We start from the raw sequence: 20,237 nt of genomic DNA on the forward strand, positions 1-20,237 counted from the left end.
AATATTGCCAGTAGTTTGGTTATACCTAAACTTTAAAACTTATGAAGAAACAACTACTAGTAATGCTAGGAGTTGTGTTCGCATTTCTATCCTATGAAGTGCGAGCACAAAACCGAACAATCACAGGCAAGCTTACATCCGCTGAAGACGGCTCAGGCTTACCAGGCGTAAACGTATTAGTGAAAGGTACCACCAGCGGTACCGTTACAGATGCTGAAGGTCTGTATTCTTTATCAGTGCCTGCGGAAGGAACTACACTTGTCTTTTCGTTCATCGGCCTCAAGACACAAGAAGTGGAAATCGGTGATCGCTCTACCGTTGATTTGCAAATGAGTCAGGATGCTCAGCAGTTAACGGAGATTATCGTAACAGCGCAAGGTATACTCAAATCAAAAAACGAGTTGTCGTATGCAGCTCAAACCGTTAGCGGTGAGAGCATGAGTAACACGCGTGATGCAAACATTGTGAACTCGCTCTCCGGAAAAGTAGCGGGTGTTCAGATTCAAAAGAACAACAGTATGGGTGGCTCAACGGCCATCATCATTCGGGGCTGGAAATCTTTGAACGGATCCAATCAAGCTTTATTTGTTGTTGATGGCGTGCCTATTGATAACTCCACCAACAACGCGTCTCGTACCAGCAGAGGAACTGCCGGATATGATTTTGGTAACGCTGCAGCGGATATAAATCCAGACGACATTGAATCTACAACAGTATTGAAAGGACCAGCAGCCACTGCGTTGTATGGTTCACGTGCTTCAAATGGTGTAGTATATATTACAACCAAGAAAGGCCGCAAAAGAGGAATCGGGTTTAGCCTGAATACAGGTGTAACCTTTGGCTTCGCAGACAAGAGCACACTTCCCGATTATCAAAAAGAATATGGTGGCGGGTACGGTAAATACTATGGTCCAACAAAGAATGGTTATTTTGACGAAGCTGATGTAGACGGTGATGGCGAGGCTGATTATATAGTACCCACCTATGAAGATGCTTCCGTAGGTGCGCCATTCGATCCGAATTTATTAGTATACCAGTGGAATGCATTTGGTGATCCTACATCTCCAAAATATCGGCAGGCTACTCCTTGGGTAGCCGCTGAAAATGATCCCAATGAATATTATGAAACAGCAGTAACCTATAGCAATAGCTTTACGATTGATGGTGGTGGTGAAAAAGGATTTTTTAAACTTGGTTATACCAGAAACGAAGAGAGCGGTATTTTACCCAACAGCAAACTTCAAAAGGATTATCTGAATTTCAGCGCCTCTTATGAGATCGTAAAAAAACTGACAGCAACAGCCGCTATTAACTTCTCAGATGTAGGAGGGCGTGGCCGGTATGCTATAGGGTATGGCGGTAATAACAATATTTCCAGCTTCCGTCAATGGTGGCAAATGAATGTTGATGTTAAAGAACTTGAGAGTGCATACTTCAGAAGAAGGGAGAATATGACCTGGAACTGGTCTTCAGGTTTACCTGCAAGTACAGGATTAATATACTGGGACAACCCATACTTTGCTGCATATGAAAACTATACTACCGATGACCGATCGCGTTACCTGGGATATGTAAAGCTCGACTATAAAATAACCGACTGGCTGAATGCCATGGGAAGAATTTCCCTTGACTCCTACGATCAGATACAGGAAGAGCGAACTGCAGTGGGAAGTATAAATTTCCCAGCCGGTGAGTATATAAGACGTAATCTTTCTTTCAGAGAGTATAATTATGATTTCTTATTGACAGCAGATAAAAATCTTAATGATGCTGTTTCCGTAAAAGGTGCATTGGGTATAAACATAAGAAGAACCAAGCAGGACGGTGTTTCATCGCAAACCAATGGCGGACTCGTAGTGCCTAAGATTTATGCGTTGTCAAATTCCGTGAATCCCATCGAAGCTCCGAATGAGAAAGATTATTACCTCGACAAGCAGGTAAATGGTTTCTTTGCCGACGCTGAAGTTGGCTATAAAGAATTCTTGTTTTTGAATGGATCGTTCAGAAGAGACGTTTCATCAACTCTGAAAAAAGGCAACAACGCCTATAACTACGGCCAAATCTCTACCAGTTTTGTTTTTACGAAATTTATACCCGAAAATCCAACGCTTACATTTGGGAAGTTACGTCTTAACTATGCAGAGGTAGGAGCCGATGCGCCGTTTAACGCACTCGCTGATCAATATGATAAACCCACTGGTTTTGGTTCTATTCCGTTGTTCTCTGTACCCGGTACTAAAAACAATGCGGAGTTAAAACCAGAAAGGACCAAGAGTTATGAAGGTGGTATAGAATTAACATTTTTTGACGGACGTCTTGGATTTGATGCAACGTATTTCGATTCCAAATCTGTCGATCAGATTGTACCTGTATCAGTATCAACAGCAACAGGCTATAATTCTAAATATGTTAACGCAGGTACCCTTCAAAATAAAGGTATCGAATTAACGCTGACGGGAACGCCTATAAAAACACAATCTTTCAAATGGGACATCAGTGTTAACTGGACGCGTATCCGCAATAAGGTTACAGAGCTATATGCTGATGTAAAGAACTTTACATTGCCTAACGGAGACTTCCAGGCAAGTGGTTCATCGAATGCACCATTGGGAGGAAGCTATGGTACACTCTACGGAACAGACTATATATATACCAATGGACAGCCTACGATTGATGCAGCAACAGGACGTTATCAACGGACTTCAACGGCCACAAATCCCATTGGTAATATCAACCCTGATTGGACAGGAGGTTTTCAAAATACATTTACCTATAAAGATGTATCCCTTAGTTTCCTGATTGATGCAAAGCATGGTGGCGATGTTCTTTCTATCGATATGTATTACGGACTGGCTACTGGTTTATATAAGGAAACTGCTGGCTTAAACGAATTGGGAAAACTCGTAAGAAGTCCTGTACTGGAAGATGGCGGTATACTTTTACCGGGTGTAAACCCCGATGGAAGTCCGAACAAGACGCGCTTGAACATGCTGGATTATCCTATGAATGGAACACAGACCACCGGACCCACTCATAAATATGTTTACGATGCAAGCTATGTGAAGTTAAGAGAAGTACTTCTTACCTATAACCTGCCTTCATCGCTTATTGCAAAATTAAGTCCACTGCGGAGTGTCTCAATATCTGCCGTAGGAAGAAACCTGTGGATCATTCATAAGAACCTTCCTTATGCCGATCCGGAAGACAACCTGGGTGCGGGCAATATTCAGGGTGTACAGGTAGGTAGTTTGCCAAACACCAGAACGATAGGTTTCAATGTAAAAGCGACATTCTAAAAGTATTTGTATGAAGATAGTAATCCGATCACTATATATAGTAATGTTATTCCTGGCTACATCTTGCCTGGATGATATTACCTCTTTGAACAATAATCCGAAAGCATACCAATCAGGAACAGTTCCCGGAGAAATGTTCTTCAGCAACGCCAGCAGAAATCTGGTGGATGCCATCACATATGGTATGACTTTCAAAATACTGGCGCAGCAATTTGCTGAAACAACATATTTCGATGCCAGCAGCTATAACCTGGTGAATGTTGGTAGTGCTTTCTGGGTATCACTATACCGGGATGTATTGCTTGATTTGAAAGAAGCAAAGACTGTAATAACAGAAAATCCAGGCCTATATCCGGACATAACGAAAAATAAACTTGCCATTATTGAACTGGTGGAGATATATACATATTCTCTGCTCGTGAATACGTATGGAAATATACCATACTCCGGTGCTGTAGATACGAGTTTAAAATCAGAAGCTTTGGATTCTGATAACCTTACGCCTGAGTATGATGATGCCGCTGCTATTTATAACGACTTATTCGTTCGTCTTGATAATGCATTGGCCTCTTTGAATGATTCAGAAGAAAGTTTTGCGGATGGCTCAGATTTGATTTATGATGGAGACATTGAAAAATGGACCAAATTTGGTAACACACTTAAATTGCGTATGGCCGTTACATTGGCGGATATAAATCCTACGAAGGCAAAAGCAGAAGCAGAAGCTGCTGCTGCAAATGTGTTTGAGTCGAATTCCGACAATGCAGTCTTGGTATATCTTGGTACAACACCCAATACAAATCCGATATGGGTTAACCTGATTCAGAGCGAACGTGAAGACTTCGTAGCTTCCAATACTATGATGGACCTGATGCAAAGTTCTGCGATAGATGATCCACGCATTCCTTTATACTATACTAAAGATAATGCGGGTGGTTATTCCGGTGGTATTTACGGAAGAAGTAACTCTTACGTAACCTATTCAAAAGCAGGAACGACCATGACTGCAGAAACTTTTCCAGGTGTACTGTTGGATTATTCTGAAACAGAGTTCTATCTGGCAGAAGCAGCAGAGCGTGGCTTTAACGTAGGTGGGACTGCTGAAGAACATTATGAGGCAGGTATACGTGCCTCCATTGCATATTGGGGTGGTACCGAAGTTAGTGCTACTGCTTTTTTAGCAGACCCGAATATAGCTTTTGCGACAGCATCAGGAACCAATCTTGAGAAGATAGCACGTCAGAAATATATAGCACTTTTCAATCGCGGTCTGGAAGCGTGGACAGAATATAGAAGACTGGATTTTCCTGCGTTCAACGTACCTCCGGTAACCAATGGCGATTTTCCTATTCGCTATACGTATCCGAACTCCGAGCAAACGGCAAATGGTGATAATTATACTTCTGCAGCTACTGCCATCGGTGGTGATGTTGTAACGAACAGAGTTTTCTGGGATACAAAGTAAATTGATAGATATAGTATAAATGAAAAAAAAAGCTGTGAATATGCCTTGAACGCAGAGAATGTAAATGAAGCTGTAAAGAGACAAGCTGCATCGGCAACCCTTCATATGAGCGATGCTGTTTGGTGGGACGAATGAGAAGTTTGAATGTGTAAAAAAACCGACCTTAAAAGGGTCGGTTTTTTTTGCATATATACAGGTTCATATAGGTTTACCAGCCCTTTCTATACTCTCTTTTCACAAACTGATTAGCATCTTCGAAGTTGGTAATTTTCATATTCGCACCGTCCCATAACAACTTGATGTTGCGGCCAGGGTAATCAAATTGATTCGGATCGTCCTTCTTCGGGTAGCGAACATCATGGCTCCGTATAGCGAGGTTACCCATCAATACAGTTTCAGTCAGCGGGCCAGCAATCTCGAAGGGTGAACTTACTTCCATCTTTCCATACCCTGCCAGGCATGCTTCTACCCATTGTGCATAGTGACCATCTGCTCCACCGGGTACACGCTTTATAGTCTGTGGTATATTTACTTCCTTGTTTTTAGAAGTTGGTAATAACGATGGGTACATACCATAGGTGCCACACATCATTTTACCTTTCGTTCCTATAAATAGCGCACCATTGCCGCCATCACCCATGCGTTCATTCGGGTCTAATTCCTCAGGTCTTTCAGGCTGAATGCCACCATCCATCCAATGCAATTTTACAGGAGGTTTGCCGTTTCTGCCAGGAAATGTTAATACTATATAAGAGGAGGGAGGACAGCTCTCCGGAAAATAACCGCGCTTGAATTCATCTACATATACACTTCCAACACTAGCCGTTACATCGGTAGGATATTGAAGACCGAGTACACGGAAAGGTGGTTCTATAATATGACAACCCATATCTCCAAGAGCACCTGTTCCATAGTCCCACCAGCCACGCCAGTTAAAAGGTACAAGTTTATCAACATACTCTTTATAGGGAGCCGTGCCAAGCCAAAGATTCCAATCCAGTTCTTTAGGCACTTCCTTTTTCTGCGTAGACCACTCTATACCTTGCGGCCATACAGGACGATTCGTCCAGCAATAAACCGTATGTACATCTCCCAACAATCCTGCATTATACCATTCCATGAGTTTGCGCACATCGTCACCAGACGCTCCCTGGTTTCCCATTTGCGTAACAACTTTATATTTCTTCGCAGCTTCTGTAAGCGTGCGAGCCTCATATATATCATGCGTTAAAGGCTTCTGCACATATACATGCTTTCCCAACTGCATGGCAGCGAGTGCTTGTATAGCATGGTTATGATCGGGAGTAGATACCGATACGGCATCAATGTGTTTATGCTCTTTATCGAGCATGGCACGAAAATCTTTATAGTATTTTGCTTTCGGAAAAGCAGCAACAGATTTAGCAGCCCTGCGGTCGTCTACATCGCAGAGATAAGAGATCTGTGCTTTACCACTTTTCGCAAAATTAGCAATGTCGCTTTCGCCTTTACCTCCCGCTCCAATGCCTGCAACGTAGAGGGTATCGCTTGGCGCACGATAACCTTTACCACCCAATACAAAGCGTGGTAAAATGGTAAAGGCAGCTGCAGTCATCCCTGCGTTCTTAATAAAATTTCTCCGGGAGAGATCGGTGGTTGGAGGAGTTGATTTTTTTAGTGGCATCTCGGCTGTGGGTTTGGTTAATGATCTATATATAATAAAAAAGAAATTCCGGATTCCTGTATATTGATAGTATATATAGGCACTCCGGAATTTCAAGTATATCTACGAATCAAATTTTACACTGATCTCCAGCGTGCGGTCGTCATATTTCAAGCCATACTGATCCAGTACTTCCTGTGGAACGCCATCCCATTGGTTCGGTCTGTTTCCTACATAGCCTAAATCTTTAATTCCAATTTTACTGGTAAAAAATCCAGTGGCTGTTAAATCGCGCATCGTATTAAAAAATGCTACACCTTGTTTCAATTCAGGTTTTGCTTTTTCAGGATAGGCAATGTCATCGACTATTTCAATTTGCTGTTGTGATGAGCACGAAGCAAAGTCAGCATTGAATTGTTTCATGCTTTGAACATCAAGCCACTTTATACCACCGCGTATAGGGATCTGATATTCCGGTTTATCTTTTACGATAAACTCTATAAAATCAGGTACACCGGCATCGGAAGCACTTCCGGAAACAGCATCTTTCGGTATAATGATGTCCGCGAGAACAGTAATGGTCTTCATCTCGTGGGCATCAAAGAAAGTTTCTCCTTTCAGTTTTTCTTCGCGCACAAGCTCTGCCTTTGTACGATCGATGGTAAAGGGTTTGGGAGCCTCTACGACTTCTTTTTTCTTTTCGGGATCACACGCCTGGAAAAGTATACCTGCGCCAGCCGTAGTGACTGCAAGTGTTTTTAAATATTTTCTTCTATCCATGATGTTGATGTTTAGAGAAAGGCTCCTATAGTATAAGACAGATATCTTATCAGAAACCCTTAATTCATTTATAGATTTTGTTTTTTCATTTCGTCAATAATGTATTCGGAAGCTCGCATGGAAAGTGCAAGTATAGTCCACGTTGGATTTTTATCGGCCTGTGACACAAAAGGACCTCCATCGACAACGAACAGATTTTTACAGTCGTGTGCCTGGTTGAATTTGTTTACCACAGATTTTTTGGGATCATTGCCCATGCGTGTAGTACCAACTTCATGTATAATTCTACCAGGCGCTTCGAGTCCATAATTACCTTCAGCACCAACTTTTCCCCACGTTATTTCAGCTCCCATCTTATGGATGATCTCTTCGAATGTCTCTTGCATGTGCTTGGCTTGCTTCACTTCCTGATCACTCCATTTATAGTTGAAGCGTAATACAGGAATGCCATACTTATCGACAACAGTCGGATCGATCTCACAGTAATTATCTTCCCGTGCAATGGCTTCACCACGTCCGGCCATGCCGAAGGTTGCTCCAAAGAAATGGCGATAGTCATCTTTCAACGCAGCACCATAACCACCCGCAGCTTTTTGTTTGCCATCGCTACCTGGATATTTACCATTGAGACTATCCATACCAAAACCAAAACCATAGCTCGGCATATCCATACCTCCCCAATATTCAATATGATACCCACGCGCAAAGTCCAGCTTTTTATTATCCAGCCACCATGGAGTATATACATGCATACCACCAACACCATCTTCATTATAGCGTTTGCGTCCTACAAGTTTAGGAAGGAAGCCGCCCATAGCAGAGCCGGTTGAATCATGAAGATATTTACCAACAACGTTACTCGTGTTAGCCAGTCCGTTGGGATTACGTGATGACTTCGAGTTCATAAGCAACCTTGCGGATTCACAGGCACTCGCTGCGAGAATTACGATCTTCGCCTTAACAGTATATTCTTGAAAGTCATCTTTATTCACAAAAGATACACCAGTAGCCACGCCTTCGTTGTCGGTTAACACTTCGCGCACCATTGCATTCGGAATGATATCGACATTGCCGGTTGCCAGTGCCGGCTTTACCAATACAGAAGACGAAGAGAAGTCGGCATGTACCGTGCAACCACGATTACACTGAGAGCAGAAGAAACATGCACCACGATCTTTGTTGTTTGATAGCGGTCTTGTAAGTATAGATAAGCGAGAAGGGATTACCGGTACACCTACCGCGGTTGCAGCATCTTTAATAAAGAGTTCGTGCAGACGCGGCTTCGGTGGTGGCAGAAATATACCATTCGGTTCATTGGGCAGATTTTCTTTTGATCCGAATACACCAATGAGCTGATCAACTTTATCATAGTACGGAGCTACATCTTCATAACCTATAGGCCAGTCGTCTCCGAAACCATCTATACTCTTGTGTTTAAAATCTTTCGGACCGAAGCGCAGTGAAATTCTTCCCCAGTGATTTGTACGTCCACCTACCATGCGCGAGCGGAACCAATCGAACTGTGTTCCATTCTTGTGCGTATAGGGTTCGCCTTCCAGTTCCCAGCTTCCATAGGCAGCATCGAAATCTCCAAAGCCCCTATAGTATGTACTCGCGCCTCTGCGGGGAGATTCCCATGGCCACTTCAATTGCATTACATTCTTGGCAGGATCATATAGCGGCCCTGCTTCGATGATCACTACTTTAACACCAGCGTTAGCAAGCGTATAAGCCGCCATACCGCCACCAGCTCCTGAACCTACGATGCAGACATCGTACGATTTTGAAGTTTCTTTAATTTGAAAATCGGGCATAATAAGGTATAAGATTTAACTAAAAGTAAATCTTTCCTCGTGAAATGCTACTTCTTATTTGTGTTGACTTGGCGATTTATGATGATGATCGGTGTTGTGCGCCTGTGTGTTTTTAGGCACGGGATCATATCCATGTGTTCCCCACGGATGGCACCGTGCTATTCGTTTTGTTCCGAGCCAGATTCCTTTCACCACACCCCATTCCTGAATAGCTTCAACGGTGTATTGTGAGCATGAAGGTGTGTGCCTGCAGTTAGATCCCAGCAGTGGAGAAATAGCGAGCTGATAAAAGCGGATGGGTAATATGAAAATTTTACGAAGCATGAATTATGTATAGGCCCTCATCTCAGAATCATTTTTAGTGAAGAAAGATTCCGGGATGAGGGCCTATATTTTATTCGATGGTAAAACTGATCTCTCCGTCTTTACCATCTTTTAACTGTACACCAAGGTTTTTCAGATCGTCACGAATTTTATCCGACAGTGCGAAGTTCTTATCCTGCCTTGCTTTTTTGCGCAAGTCAATCAATACGTGAATGACACCACCCAGTAATTCATGATTATGTTCTTCCTCTTCACGAAGGCCAAGAACATCTTCCATGATACCTATATATGTACTTTTGAAAATATTAAACGTTTCTTCACTAATAGTACTCAGCGCTATATTACCCGATTTAAAATCGTTGATACGTGCTGACATTTCAAATAAAGCTGCGAGTGTTTTGGCCGTATTGAAATCATCGCTCATGTTTAGATAGCAAGCGTCAATCATCCTGAGAAGATCTTCGCGTAATTCTGTCGCATCTGTTCCACCACCCGGGTGCACGAGTTTTTTTAATATACCCAGTGCATTGGATAATTTTTTAAATCCTTTTTCAGCAGCATTCAACGCTTCATTTGAAAAATCAAGTGTGCTTGAGTAGTGCGACTGCAGCATAAAGAACCGTACCGGCATAGGGCCAAATCCTTTTTCAAGCAGGGGATGGTCACCTGTAAAAAGCTGACGCGGTAGAAACGAGTTGCCAAGAGACTTACTCATTTTCTGTCCGTTTACCGTAAGCATGTTCGAGTGAATCCAGTAGTTAACAGGCTGTTTGCCTGTCGCGCCCACAGCTTGTGCTATCTCGCATTCATGATGCGGGAACTTCAAATCCATTCCACCTCCATGTATATCAAAGGTCTCTCCAAGATATTTTGTGCTCATTACCGTACATTCAATATGCCATCCCGGAAAGCCAACGCTCCAGGGTGAAGGCCAGCGCATGATGTGATACGGCGATGCTTTTTTCCAAAGTGCAAAATCGATTTTATTACGCTTCTCATCCTGGCTGTCGAGCTTGCGTCCGCTTTCCATAAGATCTTCAATCACGCGGCCGGAGAGTATACCATAGTTATGATCCGCATGATATTTCAGAACATCAAAATATACCGAGCCATTGACTTCATACGCCAATCCTTTTTCAATCAGCTTCTTTGTGATTTCAATTTGCTCTACAAGGTGTCCTGTTGCTGAGGGTTCGATGCTTGGAGGCAGTATATTGAATTGCCGCATCACCTCGTGGAATCCTTCGGTATAGTGCTTCACTACTTCCATCGGTTCCAGTTGTTCAATGCGTGCCTTCTTTGAGATCTTGTCTTCTCCTTCATCGGCATCGTTCTCCAGGTGTCCTACATCTGTGATGTTTCGAACGTAACGCACTTTATATCCCAGGTGGCGAAAGTAACGCGTTACTATATCAAAGGTGAGAAAGGTGCGTACGTTGCCAAGATGTACATCATTATATACTGTAGGCCCGCAGACATACATGCCTACATGGCCCGCGTTAACAGGTTGAAATAATTCTTTTTTACCTCCCAAAGAATTGGACAGATGAACCGGATATTTTTCGTAAAGCGACATAATTTAAAAAGTCGGCCAAAATACTTATTTAAAAGATAACGAACGCTTTTAGCGAATGCGTTATGTGTTTTTTAACAAATTCAACGCCGCTCAGGTACACATTTTATGAAATGATGATATTTACAAAGCTTCGTGTTACCGTGCACACGCAAAACCTTTTCTCTTGGTTTCTTGCTTTATCTTTTAATATTTAGGAGCTTAGCAAACGTTTACATAGCGTTTATTCAACGTTTCGTCTCTTTTTCTTCTCAATCAACTTAAAAATCAACAATGCAAAACAATCTTTTTCCTGAAACCGGGTACACAAACGCTTCCACTATCGAATCCGTAATCGATTGTGGAAACGTTTACGAAAGTATTTTATGTGCTTTTTGTTAATCGAAGAATCAAAATTTTTACTTTCGAATAATGCGCAATTCGGAATTTTGTTTTGCGCATGCAGTTTTAACCAAATCAATTAACCCAAAATCTATCTATGAAAAAACTCTACAGGAGCTTGAGTTTGTCATTGGCAATGATGCTGATGCTTGCTTCAGTGGCGCTGGCACAAGAGCGAGTTGTGACCGGCACAATCACTGATGAATCAGGTACCGGGATGCCCGGTGTGAACGTTCTGGTGAAGGGATCTTCTCTCGGAACGGCAACTGATGTTGACGGTAAATTTAAAATAGCGGTGCCAAATGACGGTGCCATATTAGTTGTGACTTTTGTTGGCTATTCTACATCCGAAGTTGCTGTTGGTGCAAAATCAGTTGTTGATGTTCAGTTGGAGCCAGACGTTACAACATTCCAGGAGATTGTTGTTACTGGATATACAACTGAAAACAGACGCGAAGTAACAGGTGCTGTATCTACGATCAGACCTGCAGAACTTGTGGCTGTTCCTTCTGGTAACGTTGAGCAGCAACTTCAGGGACGTGTACCCGGTGTTACGGTAATCACCAACGGTCAGCCTGGTACAACCAGTGTTGTTCGTATTCGTGGTTTCGGTGCGTTCGGTGGTAACGATCCTCTTATCATCATCGATGGTTTGCCAGTAGGCGCCAGTGATTTCCTTTCTCCCGATGATATCGAATCAACTACAGTGTTGAAAGATGCAGCTTCTGCTTCTATATATGGAGCACGTGCTGCTAACGGTGTAATTGTATATACCACCAAAAGAGGAAAGAAGTCTGATGGCAAGCTGAAAATAAATTACGATGGCGTATTAGGTGTAACTGTTCCAGGCAAAGTGGATAACATTTTGAATCCTCAGGAAACAGCAGACTGGACCTGGCAAGCAATTCGTAACACAGCAACGCAATTAGGTCAGACACCTGAGTTTAAAAGTGATCAGTATGGAAACGGAACTACACCTGTATTGCCTGACTATTTAAAAGTTGGTGATGCATCTGGTGTTACCGGAACGCTTGATCTCGCTGCTGAAAGAGTTAAGTATAACAACGATGCTTCTAAAGGACCGGTATATCTGGTAATCCCTTCGAACAAGGCAGGTACTAACTGGTGGGATGAGATCACTCGCCCCGCAAGACTTAATCGTCATAACCTGAGCTTCTCAGGTGGTGGTGACAGAAGTGCTTTTTATGTAAGTCTTGGTTTATATGATCAGGATGGTATTTTGACACACCAGAATTTCAAACGCTATACTTTCCGTATCAACTCTGAACACAACGTTCTTAAGAATTTAAGAATCGGACAAAACGTTCAGTTCACCTATCTTTCCAGAAAAGGAATTATAGGCGGTAGCGGTGGTCGTGGTGCTGCCAATGAAGAGAGCGATGTATTGTCTGCATTCCGTATGCCTTCTATCATTCCTGTTTATGATGCCTTCGGTGGATATGCCGGAACGATTGCAAAAGGTTTCAACAACCCACGCAACCCTGTGGCTGCACGCGACAGAGCTTCTGACAATGGATCTTACAGCATTCTTGGTTTCGGTAATATATACCTGGAACTCGATCTGCTGAAACACCTGACATGGCGTACAAGTTTTGGCGGTGGATTCAGTAACAATTACTTCAATAGCTACAATCCTCCATCATACGAGAATTCGGAAAACAACTCTTCATTCACATATTCTGAAGGAGCTGGTTCTTTTGCTACATGGACGTTTACAAATACAGCGCAATACAAAAACAAATTTGGTGCGCATAGTATAGACGCCCTGGTAGGTGTTGAAGCCCTCAATACGGGTACAGGAAGAAACGTAAATGGTTCAGGTTTGAATCCTTTCCTTTTCGATATAAACTATATATCTGTAACCAATACACAGCCCGGTGGTCGTGTAACCGGAAGTACGTATAGCAAAGGTGTTAACTTCTATTCAACGTTTGGTCAATTGAAGTATAACTACAATGAGAAGTATATGCTTACCGGTGTGATCAGACGTGACGGCGCATCGCGCTTTGCTTCCAGAAACAGATTCGGTGTTTTCCCTGCAGTATCTGCTGCATGGAGAGTGTCTGAAGAAGAATTCCTGAAAGGTGTAAACTTTATTTCTGATTTGAAGATCCGTGGTGGTTGGGGACAAATGGGTAACTCTAACAACGTTGATCCAAACAACCAATATAGCTTATGGAATGCAAGCTTAGGTCTTGCAGCATATGATATCACAGGATCAAACTCAGGTGTACAGCCAGGACTATATCGTTCACGTATTGGTAACCCGAACGCCAAGTGGGAGACTTCAACTACAACCAATATAGGTTTCGATGCTTCTTTACTGGATGGTAAAGTAGATATAGCATTTGATGTGTGGAGAAAAAATACACGCGATCTGCTATACGGTTCTGAGACTGCTGCCTTGGTTGGTCCTTTGGCGACAGATCCTTCTATCAATATTGCAAAAATGCGTAACGCAGGGGTGGATATTGAAATTACTACCCGTGGTGACGTAGGTTCTTCTGGTGTCAACTATGAAGTAAAAGCAACCGGATCATTCCTGAAAAACGAAATCGTATCGCTTGTACCAGGTGTTGAATACTTTGATGGTGGAAATACCCGCAACGGTAACGTTATACGCAACCAGGTAGGTCAGGCTATATCTTCATACTTTGGATATAAAGTTGTCGGACTGTTTCAGGATGCTGCCGATGTTTCAGGCTCTCCTACACAGGAAGGCGCTGCTCCCGGCCGCTTCAAGTATGCGGATATTAATGGCCGCGATGCTGAAGGTAATCTGACCGGTCAGGGTGATGGAAAGATCAATGCTGATGATAGAACATATTTAGGTGATCCTGTTCCTGATTTCTCAGGTGGTATCAACATCAAATTGAAGTATCACAACTTTGAACTTGAAACATTCCTTGGGTTATTCCTTGGCTTCGAGAACTATAACTTCTCCAAGTGGTTTACTGATTTCTACCCTTCCTTTACCGGGGCTGCGATCGGGACTAATGTAAAAGATTCCTGGACATTTGAGAGAGGCGGAAATACCGTTCCGATTTTTGAAAATGTTTCGAACTTCAGTACCAATACACAATCAAACTCTTATTACATCGAGAAAGGTAACTATGCACGTTTAACTAACTTGCAGCTCGCTTATAATTTACCTTCTGACATGTTAAGTCGTTATGGTGTTACACGCGCCAGAATATATCTGCAGGCAACCAACTTGTTCACGATCTCGAATTACTCAGGTCTTGATCCAGGTGTAGGCGGACAAGCAGATACAACGCTGGGGCTAGACTTCGGTAATCCTCCTGTAACAAGAGGTTTCAATATCGGTGTTAACCTGGGACTATAATTATCAAAAGAGATACAGATATGAAATTAAAATATAGCAATAAAAAAACAGCTATACTGGTGTTGATGGCAGCGATCGTGCTGGGACCCATCGCCTGTAAAGAAAGTTTTCTGGAGGTGCCGGTAACGGGCGAACTCCAGGAAGGACAGATAACGAACCAGAAGGGCGTGGAAGGTTTGCTGATTGGTGCGTATTCCGTTTTGAACGGACGTGGCAACGGCTGGCACTCCGGTGCTTCCAACTGGATGTGGGGAAGTATTCGTGGTGGTGATGCAAATAAAGGAACCAACGCTGGTGACTTTAACGCCATGAACCCCGTGCAGCGCTTTGAAGTGGATGCTGTAAACGGAGAAGTGAACGGCAAATGGCTAGGTAGCTTTGAAGGTGTGAACCGTGCTAACAACGTGCTATACATGTTGAGAGATGATCCGGATAACGTTCTTCTTGAGGATATAGCAGAAGACGTTAGGACTAGAATCATAGCAGAAGCAAGATTCCTGAGAGGACATTATTATTTCGAGTTGAAAAAGAACTTCAACAATGTGCCTTGGGTAGATGAAACAACAAGCCGTCCTGCCAGTGAATCCGATCAGGAGATCATTGATAAGAGTAACATTCCAAACAATGTTGATATATGGCCGAAGATCGAAGCTGACATGCAATTTGCGTACGACAATCTTCCTGCAACACAAAGCGAAGTAGGTCGTGCCAACAAATGGGCTGCCGGTGCATATTTAGGCAAGATCCTTTTATATGAGGCAAGCTGGCCGGACAATGATGGTGTGATCGTTACAAACCCTGCGAAATATACTCAGGCAAGAACGGTGTTTGCAGATGTTATAACCAACGGTACCACTACCAATGGATTGAAGTATGCATTGCTGCCGAACTTTGAAGATGTATTCAAAGGTGAAAAAGAAAATCACTCTGAATCTGTATTTGCTTTTCAGGCAGCTGCAGGAACCGGTGATATCAACAACACCAACCAGGATTTAGCGATGAACTATCCATACAACACAGGCCCGAATGGACCAGGTGAGTGCTGCGGATTTTTTGCGCCAAGTTTCGATCTTGTGAATTCATATAGAACCGATGACAGTGGCTTGCCTTTACTGGATAACAGCTATAGAGATCCTTCCAATGAATTAGCCGATGATCAGGGTATAAAAAGTGATGAAGAGTTTACTGCTGACTATACGAAAGATGTAGATCCACGTCTTGATCTTACCATCGGTCGCAGATATGTACAGTTTCTGGATTGGATGCCGCATCCTGGCTTCGACTGGATTCGTGATCAATCATACGCTGGTCCGTTTACACAGAAGAAATACTCATATCGGAAATCTGATAAAGGTAAATATCAGGATGGCAGCTCTTGGACACCTGGATATCACTCTATCAATTTTATGATCATCAGATTCTCAGATGTACTCTTGATGGCTGCGGAAGCAGAAATTGAAGGTGGCGGAGATCTTGCCCTCGCGGTGGACTATATCAATATGGTTCGTGACCGTGCGCAAACTTCTACACGTGTTAAAGGACGTGTAACAGGCTTTGGAACAACAGATGGCAAGACCGACTATAAGAAGCCTATAATGGATTTGGATGAAGATGCTGCCAGCTATAACATTGGTACCTATGGCGCGCTGAGTCTTGCAGAAGCTCGTGCTGCTGTACGCTTCGAACGTAAACTTGAGCTGGCGCTTGAAGGCCAACGCTTCTACGATCTTATTCGTTGGGGCATCGCTGTAGACGAGCTTAATGATTACCTCGATTATGATGGCGGTAAACTTACTAATAACTTGGGTGGTGCTGCTTTTTCAGCAACCGATCAGTTCTTACCTATACCACAACGTCAGATTGACTTGCAAGGGTCAGACGTTCTGAAACAGAACAAAGGTTATTAATAGAAAATAGTTTGTATTATAGAAGCAAGGTCAATATGTTTATTGGCCTTGCTTTTTTTATTTAGTAATATGAAAAAAACGCCCTTCCTGATTTACCCGATTATTTTTATAGCACTGCTCATCAGCAGTTGTAAGAAAGAAAGTAAAACGTTGTTTCGGCTGTTGCCCTCTGGTGAGACGGGAATCACATTTAATAACGTGATTCAGGATAACGACTCCTTTAACATTTTGTCATACGAGTATATTTACAACGGTGGGGGTGTTGGTGTAGCAGATTTTAACAATGATGGGTTACAAGATGTATTCTTTGCAGGTAACCTTGTCTCCAACAAACTCTATATAAACCTGGGGGATCTCAAGTTTAAAGATATATCTGACGCGGCAAGTATATCAGGCAACGGACGTTGGTGTTCTGGTGTTACCGTAGTGGATATTAATAACGATGGTTGGATGGACTTATACGTTACGGCTACGATGAAAGCCGATTCAGCCGATCGCAAAAACATGTTGCTGATCAATAAAGGTCTTAACAAGGAAGGTGTGCCCACCTTTGAAGATCAGGCAGAGAAATATAGGCTGGCGGATTCAGGGTATAGCACTGCCGCTGCTTTTTTTGATTATGATCGCGATGGTGATCTTGATCTGTATGTTTTAATCAATCAACGACTCAATAACTTTCCAACAAATTATCGCCCGAAAATAACGGATGGCAGTTCGCCCAATAACGACAGGCTATATCGAAACAACGGAGATGAAACATTTACCAATGTTACGAACGAAGCAGGTATAACATTCGAGGGATTCGGACTTGGTTTAGCTATTTCTGATTTTAATAAAGACGGCTGGCCGGATATATATGTGTCCAATGACTATATCTCCAATGATATTCTGTATATCAATCAAAAGAACGGGACATTCCAAAATAAGACAGCGGAATATATAGGGCATCAAAGCCAGTTCTCTATGGGGAACGATGCTGCTGACTTTAACAACGATGCATGGCCCGACATCATTACCCTGGATATGCTTCCGGAAACCAATGACCGTAAGAAGACAACCATCAGCAATAAAAGTTATCAAACCTATATTAATACAGAACAGTATAAATATGAATATCAGTATGTGCGGAACATGCTTCACCTTAATAATGGTTTAGCGCAGGGTATAAAATTCAGTGAGATCGGGCAGTTATCAGGTGTACACCAAACAGAATGGAGTTGGTCGCCACTCATGGCAGACATTGACAATGACGGCTTGAAAGATATATTGATCACCAACGGATTTCCGAAAGATATAACGGATAAGGACTTTGCTAACTACCGCGCAGATGTCGGAAACTTTGCAAGCATCGGACATTTGAATGATTCGATACCCGTTATAAAAATTCCCAACTATGCCTTTCGCAACAACGGTGATCTTACCTTTAGCAATGTCACAACGCAGTGGGGACTCACCACACCTTCATTTTCCAACGGTGCTGCTTTTGTTGATTTTGATAATGATGGAGATCTCGATTATGTGATTAATAATATAAATGCAGATGCATTTGTATACGAGAATACTCTGTATACTGACGATGCTAAAAAGGATTCTGTAAAGAATAATTACCTGCGTATTCGTTTGGTCGGACCCGCACACAACGTGCAGGCCCTCGGTGCAAAAGTGACGCTTTATCAACAAGGTAAAATCCAGTACCAGGAGAACTCTATATACCGCGGATTCTTATCTTCCGTGGAGGGTATAATTCATTTTGGTTTAGGTACTGGTGCACAAGCCGATTCAGTTGCAGTGCAGTGGCCGGACGGTAGGGTATCCGTTGTGAAAAGCATAAAAGCTAATCAGTTAATTACCATAGATTATAAAGAAAGCAAAGATGGCCAGTTGATAGCTCCTGCTGCATCTCAACCAAATGTGTTGCAGGAGACTTCTGCGGGACTCAATATATACTTTAAGCATACAGAGGAGGATAAAATTGATTTCAATCTTCAACGCACATTGCCGCATAAGTTTTCGCAGGATGGTCCCGGTATTGCCGTAGGCGATGTCAATCAGGATGGTCGCGAAGATTTTGTCGTGGGAGGTTCCGTTAATTCAATGCCTACTATATTTCTGCAAAGCGCTTCCGGGGCATTCGAACAAAAATCAATCACACAAAAAGCAAAATTAAAACCGGAGGAAGATGAGGCATTGCTGCTCTTTGATGCAGACGGTGATAAAGACCTCGATCTATATATAGTAAGCGGAAGTATTGAAGGTGCAACCGATGATGATTACCAGGACAGGCTCTATATAAATGACGGTAAAGCGAACTTCAGCAATGCTATAGAAGCGTTGCCCGATACAAAATCAAGCGGATCATGTGTGCGCGCATCAGACTACGATGGTGATGGTGATCTGGACCTGTTTGTAGGTGGGAGAGTGGTAGCCCGTAATTATCCTTTGCCTGCCAGAAGCTATATTTTGAAAAATGAGAATGGTAAATTTCTCGATGTAACGTCAGATGTAGCTCCGGCACTACACAACGCGGGCATGATCACCGATGCTATATGGACTGATTTCAATAACGATGGAAAAACTGATTTGATCGCAGTCGGTGAATTTATGCCAATCATGGTTTTTAAAAACGATGGCAATAAATTTACTAAAGTGGAGGCATCCGGAATTGAAAATAATATAGGGTGGTGGAATAGTATAACCGCTGGCGATTTCGATCAGGATGGTGATGTAGACTATATAGCCGGAAATCTCGGACTGAACAATAATTACCAGGTATCGGAAAAATCTCCGTTAAAAGTTTTCGCGAAAGACTTTGATGGTAATGGAAGCGTAGATCCTGTGATGGCCTGCTATATGCGCCAGTCTATGGACGTGGCCGAAATGCATTTATACCCCGTGCATTTCTGGGATGAACTTAATTCTCAAAGCCCTAAATTCAGAAATAAGTATTCACGCTATAAACAATATAGTAAGGCAACCATGGAACAACTTCTGCCACAAGAGGATTTGAAAGATGCTTTAGTGCTCGAAGCGAATAACATGAAGTCAAGCTATATAGAAAACCAAGGCAACGGCAAGTTTGCGCTCCATGCGTTGCCTATGCCAGTGCAGGTTGCTCCGGTTAAGGGTTTAGTGTCCTACGACATCAATGACGATGGCAACCTCGATGTGCTCATGATCGGTAATGATTATGGCAATGAAGTCTTTGCTGGTCGCTACGATGCTTTTACTGGGCTGGTATTGTTAGGCGATGGTAAAGGTGACTTTAGTGTGATGTCCTCAGCAACGAGTGGTTTCTATGTGCCCGGTGATGCCAAAGCGCTGGCTCGTTTATCAGGAACAAAAGGGCAATTGTTTATTGCCTCTCAAAACAAAGATAGCTTGAAGGTATTTTCGCCCGCCCGCCCGGCTGCTTTTCAGGAATTCAGACCTGAACAACGTGATGCCTATGCGGAGTTTGTATATAGCGATGGACACAAGCAGAAAGTGGAGTTTTATTACGGAGCTGGTTACCTGTCGCAGTCTACACGCAAGGTTAGCATTCCGAAAGGCGTGAAGTCGATTATTGTGTACGATTCACAAGGAAAGGCCAGGACAGTATCGATATCAGGTGTTTGAGAGAAACTTTTTCTGGGTATGGCCCCATTTTAAGGTACGATTTTGCTGAAAGTCATAACATTTCTCTCATGTT

The 20,237-nt window shown here is 42.8% G+C and carries 10 protein-coding genes; 5 read left to right on the top strand and 5 right to left on the bottom strand.

Going from position 1 to position 20,237, the window contains the following annotated elements; translation table 11 throughout:
• Positions 1-41: 41 nt before the first annotated feature.
• The gene (locus B5Y40_RS06235) at positions 42-3,296 is read left to right on the top strand and encodes a SusC/RagA family TonB-linked outer membrane protein (RefSeq protein WP_079685816.1); all 3,255 of its coding nucleotides are present in this window, start codon (positions 42-44) and stop codon (positions 3,294-3,296) included.
• Between the two features lie 10 nt (positions 3,297-3,306).
• Positions 3,307-4,761: a SusD/RagB family nutrient-binding outer membrane lipoprotein gene (locus B5Y40_RS06240; RefSeq protein WP_079685817.1), complete on the top strand. Its 1,455-nt coding sequence runs from the start codon at positions 3,307-3,309 to the stop codon at positions 4,759-4,761.
• Between the two features lie 208 nt (positions 4,762-4,969).
• Here the strand turns inward: B5Y40_RS06240 and B5Y40_RS06245 are convergent, their stop codons facing one another.
• The 5 genes from B5Y40_RS06245 to cysS form a co-directional block, all read right to left on the bottom strand.
• Positions 4,970-6,424: a Gfo/Idh/MocA family protein gene (locus B5Y40_RS06245; RefSeq protein WP_079687105.1), complete on the bottom strand. Its 1,455-nt coding sequence runs from the start codon at positions 6,422-6,424 to the stop codon at positions 4,970-4,972.
• Positions 6,425-6,526: 102 nt separating this feature from the next.
• Positions 6,527-7,183 (bottom strand): gluconate 2-dehydrogenase subunit 3 family protein, encoded by a 657-nt coding sequence (locus tag B5Y40_RS06250; RefSeq protein ID WP_079685818.1) that lies wholly within the window; start codon positions 7,181-7,183, stop codon positions 6,527-6,529.
• Between the two features lie 68 nt (positions 7,184-7,251).
• Entirely contained in the window at positions 7,252-8,997 is a 1,746-nt protein-coding gene (locus B5Y40_RS06255; protein ID WP_079685819.1) for a GMC family oxidoreductase, read from the bottom strand.
• Positions 8,998-9,051: 54 nt separating this feature from the next.
• Positions 9,052-9,321 (bottom strand): membrane protein insertion efficiency factor YidD, encoded by a 270-nt coding sequence (gene yidD / locus B5Y40_RS06260; protein ID WP_079685820.1) that lies wholly within the window; start codon positions 9,319-9,321, stop codon positions 9,052-9,054.
• 70 nt (positions 9,322-9,391) lie between these two features.
• The gene (cysS, locus tag B5Y40_RS06265) at positions 9,392-10,897 is read right to left on the bottom strand and encodes a cysteine--tRNA ligase (protein ID WP_079685821.1); all 1,506 of its coding nucleotides are present in this window, start codon (positions 10,895-10,897) and stop codon (positions 9,392-9,394) included.
• A gap of 475 nt (positions 10,898-11,372) precedes the next feature.
• On the opposite strand from cysS, the gene B5Y40_RS06270 reads away from it, so the two are divergent.
• The 3 genes from B5Y40_RS06270 (at position 11,373) to B5Y40_RS06280 (ending at position 20,164) form a co-directional block, all read left to right on the top strand.
• Positions 11,373-14,642, top strand: a complete 3,270-nt coding sequence (locus tag B5Y40_RS06270; protein ID WP_079685822.1) for a SusC/RagA family TonB-linked outer membrane protein — start codon at positions 11,373-11,375, stop codon at positions 14,640-14,642.
• A 20-nt stretch (positions 14,643-14,662) separates the two neighbouring features.
• On the top strand, positions 14,663-16,549 hold the full coding sequence (locus tag B5Y40_RS06275; protein ID WP_079685823.1) for a RagB/SusD family nutrient uptake outer membrane protein: 1,887 nt from the start codon (positions 14,663-14,665) through the stop codon (positions 16,547-16,549).
• 69 nt (positions 16,550-16,618) lie between these two features.
• The gene (locus tag B5Y40_RS06280; RefSeq protein ID WP_079685824.1) at positions 16,619-20,164 is read left to right on the top strand and encodes a VCBS repeat-containing protein; all 3,546 of its coding nucleotides are present in this window, start codon (positions 16,619-16,621) and stop codon (positions 20,162-20,164) included.
• Positions 20,165-20,237: the final 73 nt, after the last annotated feature.

It is taken from the genome of Ohtaekwangia koreensis, from assembly GCF_900167975.1.
GTDB lineage: Bacteria > Bacteroidota > Bacteroidia > Cytophagales > Cyclobacteriaceae > Ohtaekwangia > Ohtaekwangia koreensis.

Coding starts and splice junctions, on each gene's coding strand:
- B5Y40_RS06240 (WP_079685817.1), top strand. CDS start 3,307: ATGAAGATAGTAATCCGATCACTATATATAGTAATGTTATTCCTGGCT.
- B5Y40_RS06245 (WP_079687105.1), bottom strand. CDS start 6,424: ATGCCACTAAAAAAATCAACTCCTCCAACCACCGATCTCTCCCGGAGA.
- B5Y40_RS06280 (WP_079685824.1), top strand. CDS start 16,619: ATGAAAAAAACGCCCTTCCTGATTTACCCGATTATTTTTATAGCACTG.
- B5Y40_RS06235 (WP_079685816.1), top strand. CDS start 42: ATGAAGAAACAACTACTAGTAATGCTAGGAGTTGTGTTCGCATTTCTA.
- B5Y40_RS06270 (WP_079685822.1), top strand. CDS start 11,373: ATGAAAAAACTCTACAGGAGCTTGAGTTTGTCATTGGCAATGATGCTG.
- B5Y40_RS06250 (WP_079685818.1), bottom strand. CDS start 7,183: ATGGATAGAAGAAAATATTTAAAAACACTTGCAGTCACTACGGCTGGC.
- yidD (WP_079685820.1), bottom strand. CDS start 9,321: ATGCTTCGTAAAATTTTCATATTACCCATCCGCTTTTATCAGCTCGCT.
- B5Y40_RS06275 (WP_079685823.1), top strand. CDS start 14,663: ATGAAATTAAAATATAGCAATAAAAAAACAGCTATACTGGTGTTGATG.
- B5Y40_RS06255 (WP_079685819.1), bottom strand. CDS start 8,997: ATGCCCGATTTTCAAATTAAAGAAACTTCAAAATCGTACGATGTCTGC.
- cysS (WP_079685821.1), bottom strand. CDS start 10,897: ATGTCGCTTTACGAAAAATATCCGGTTCATCTGTCCAATTCTTTGGGA.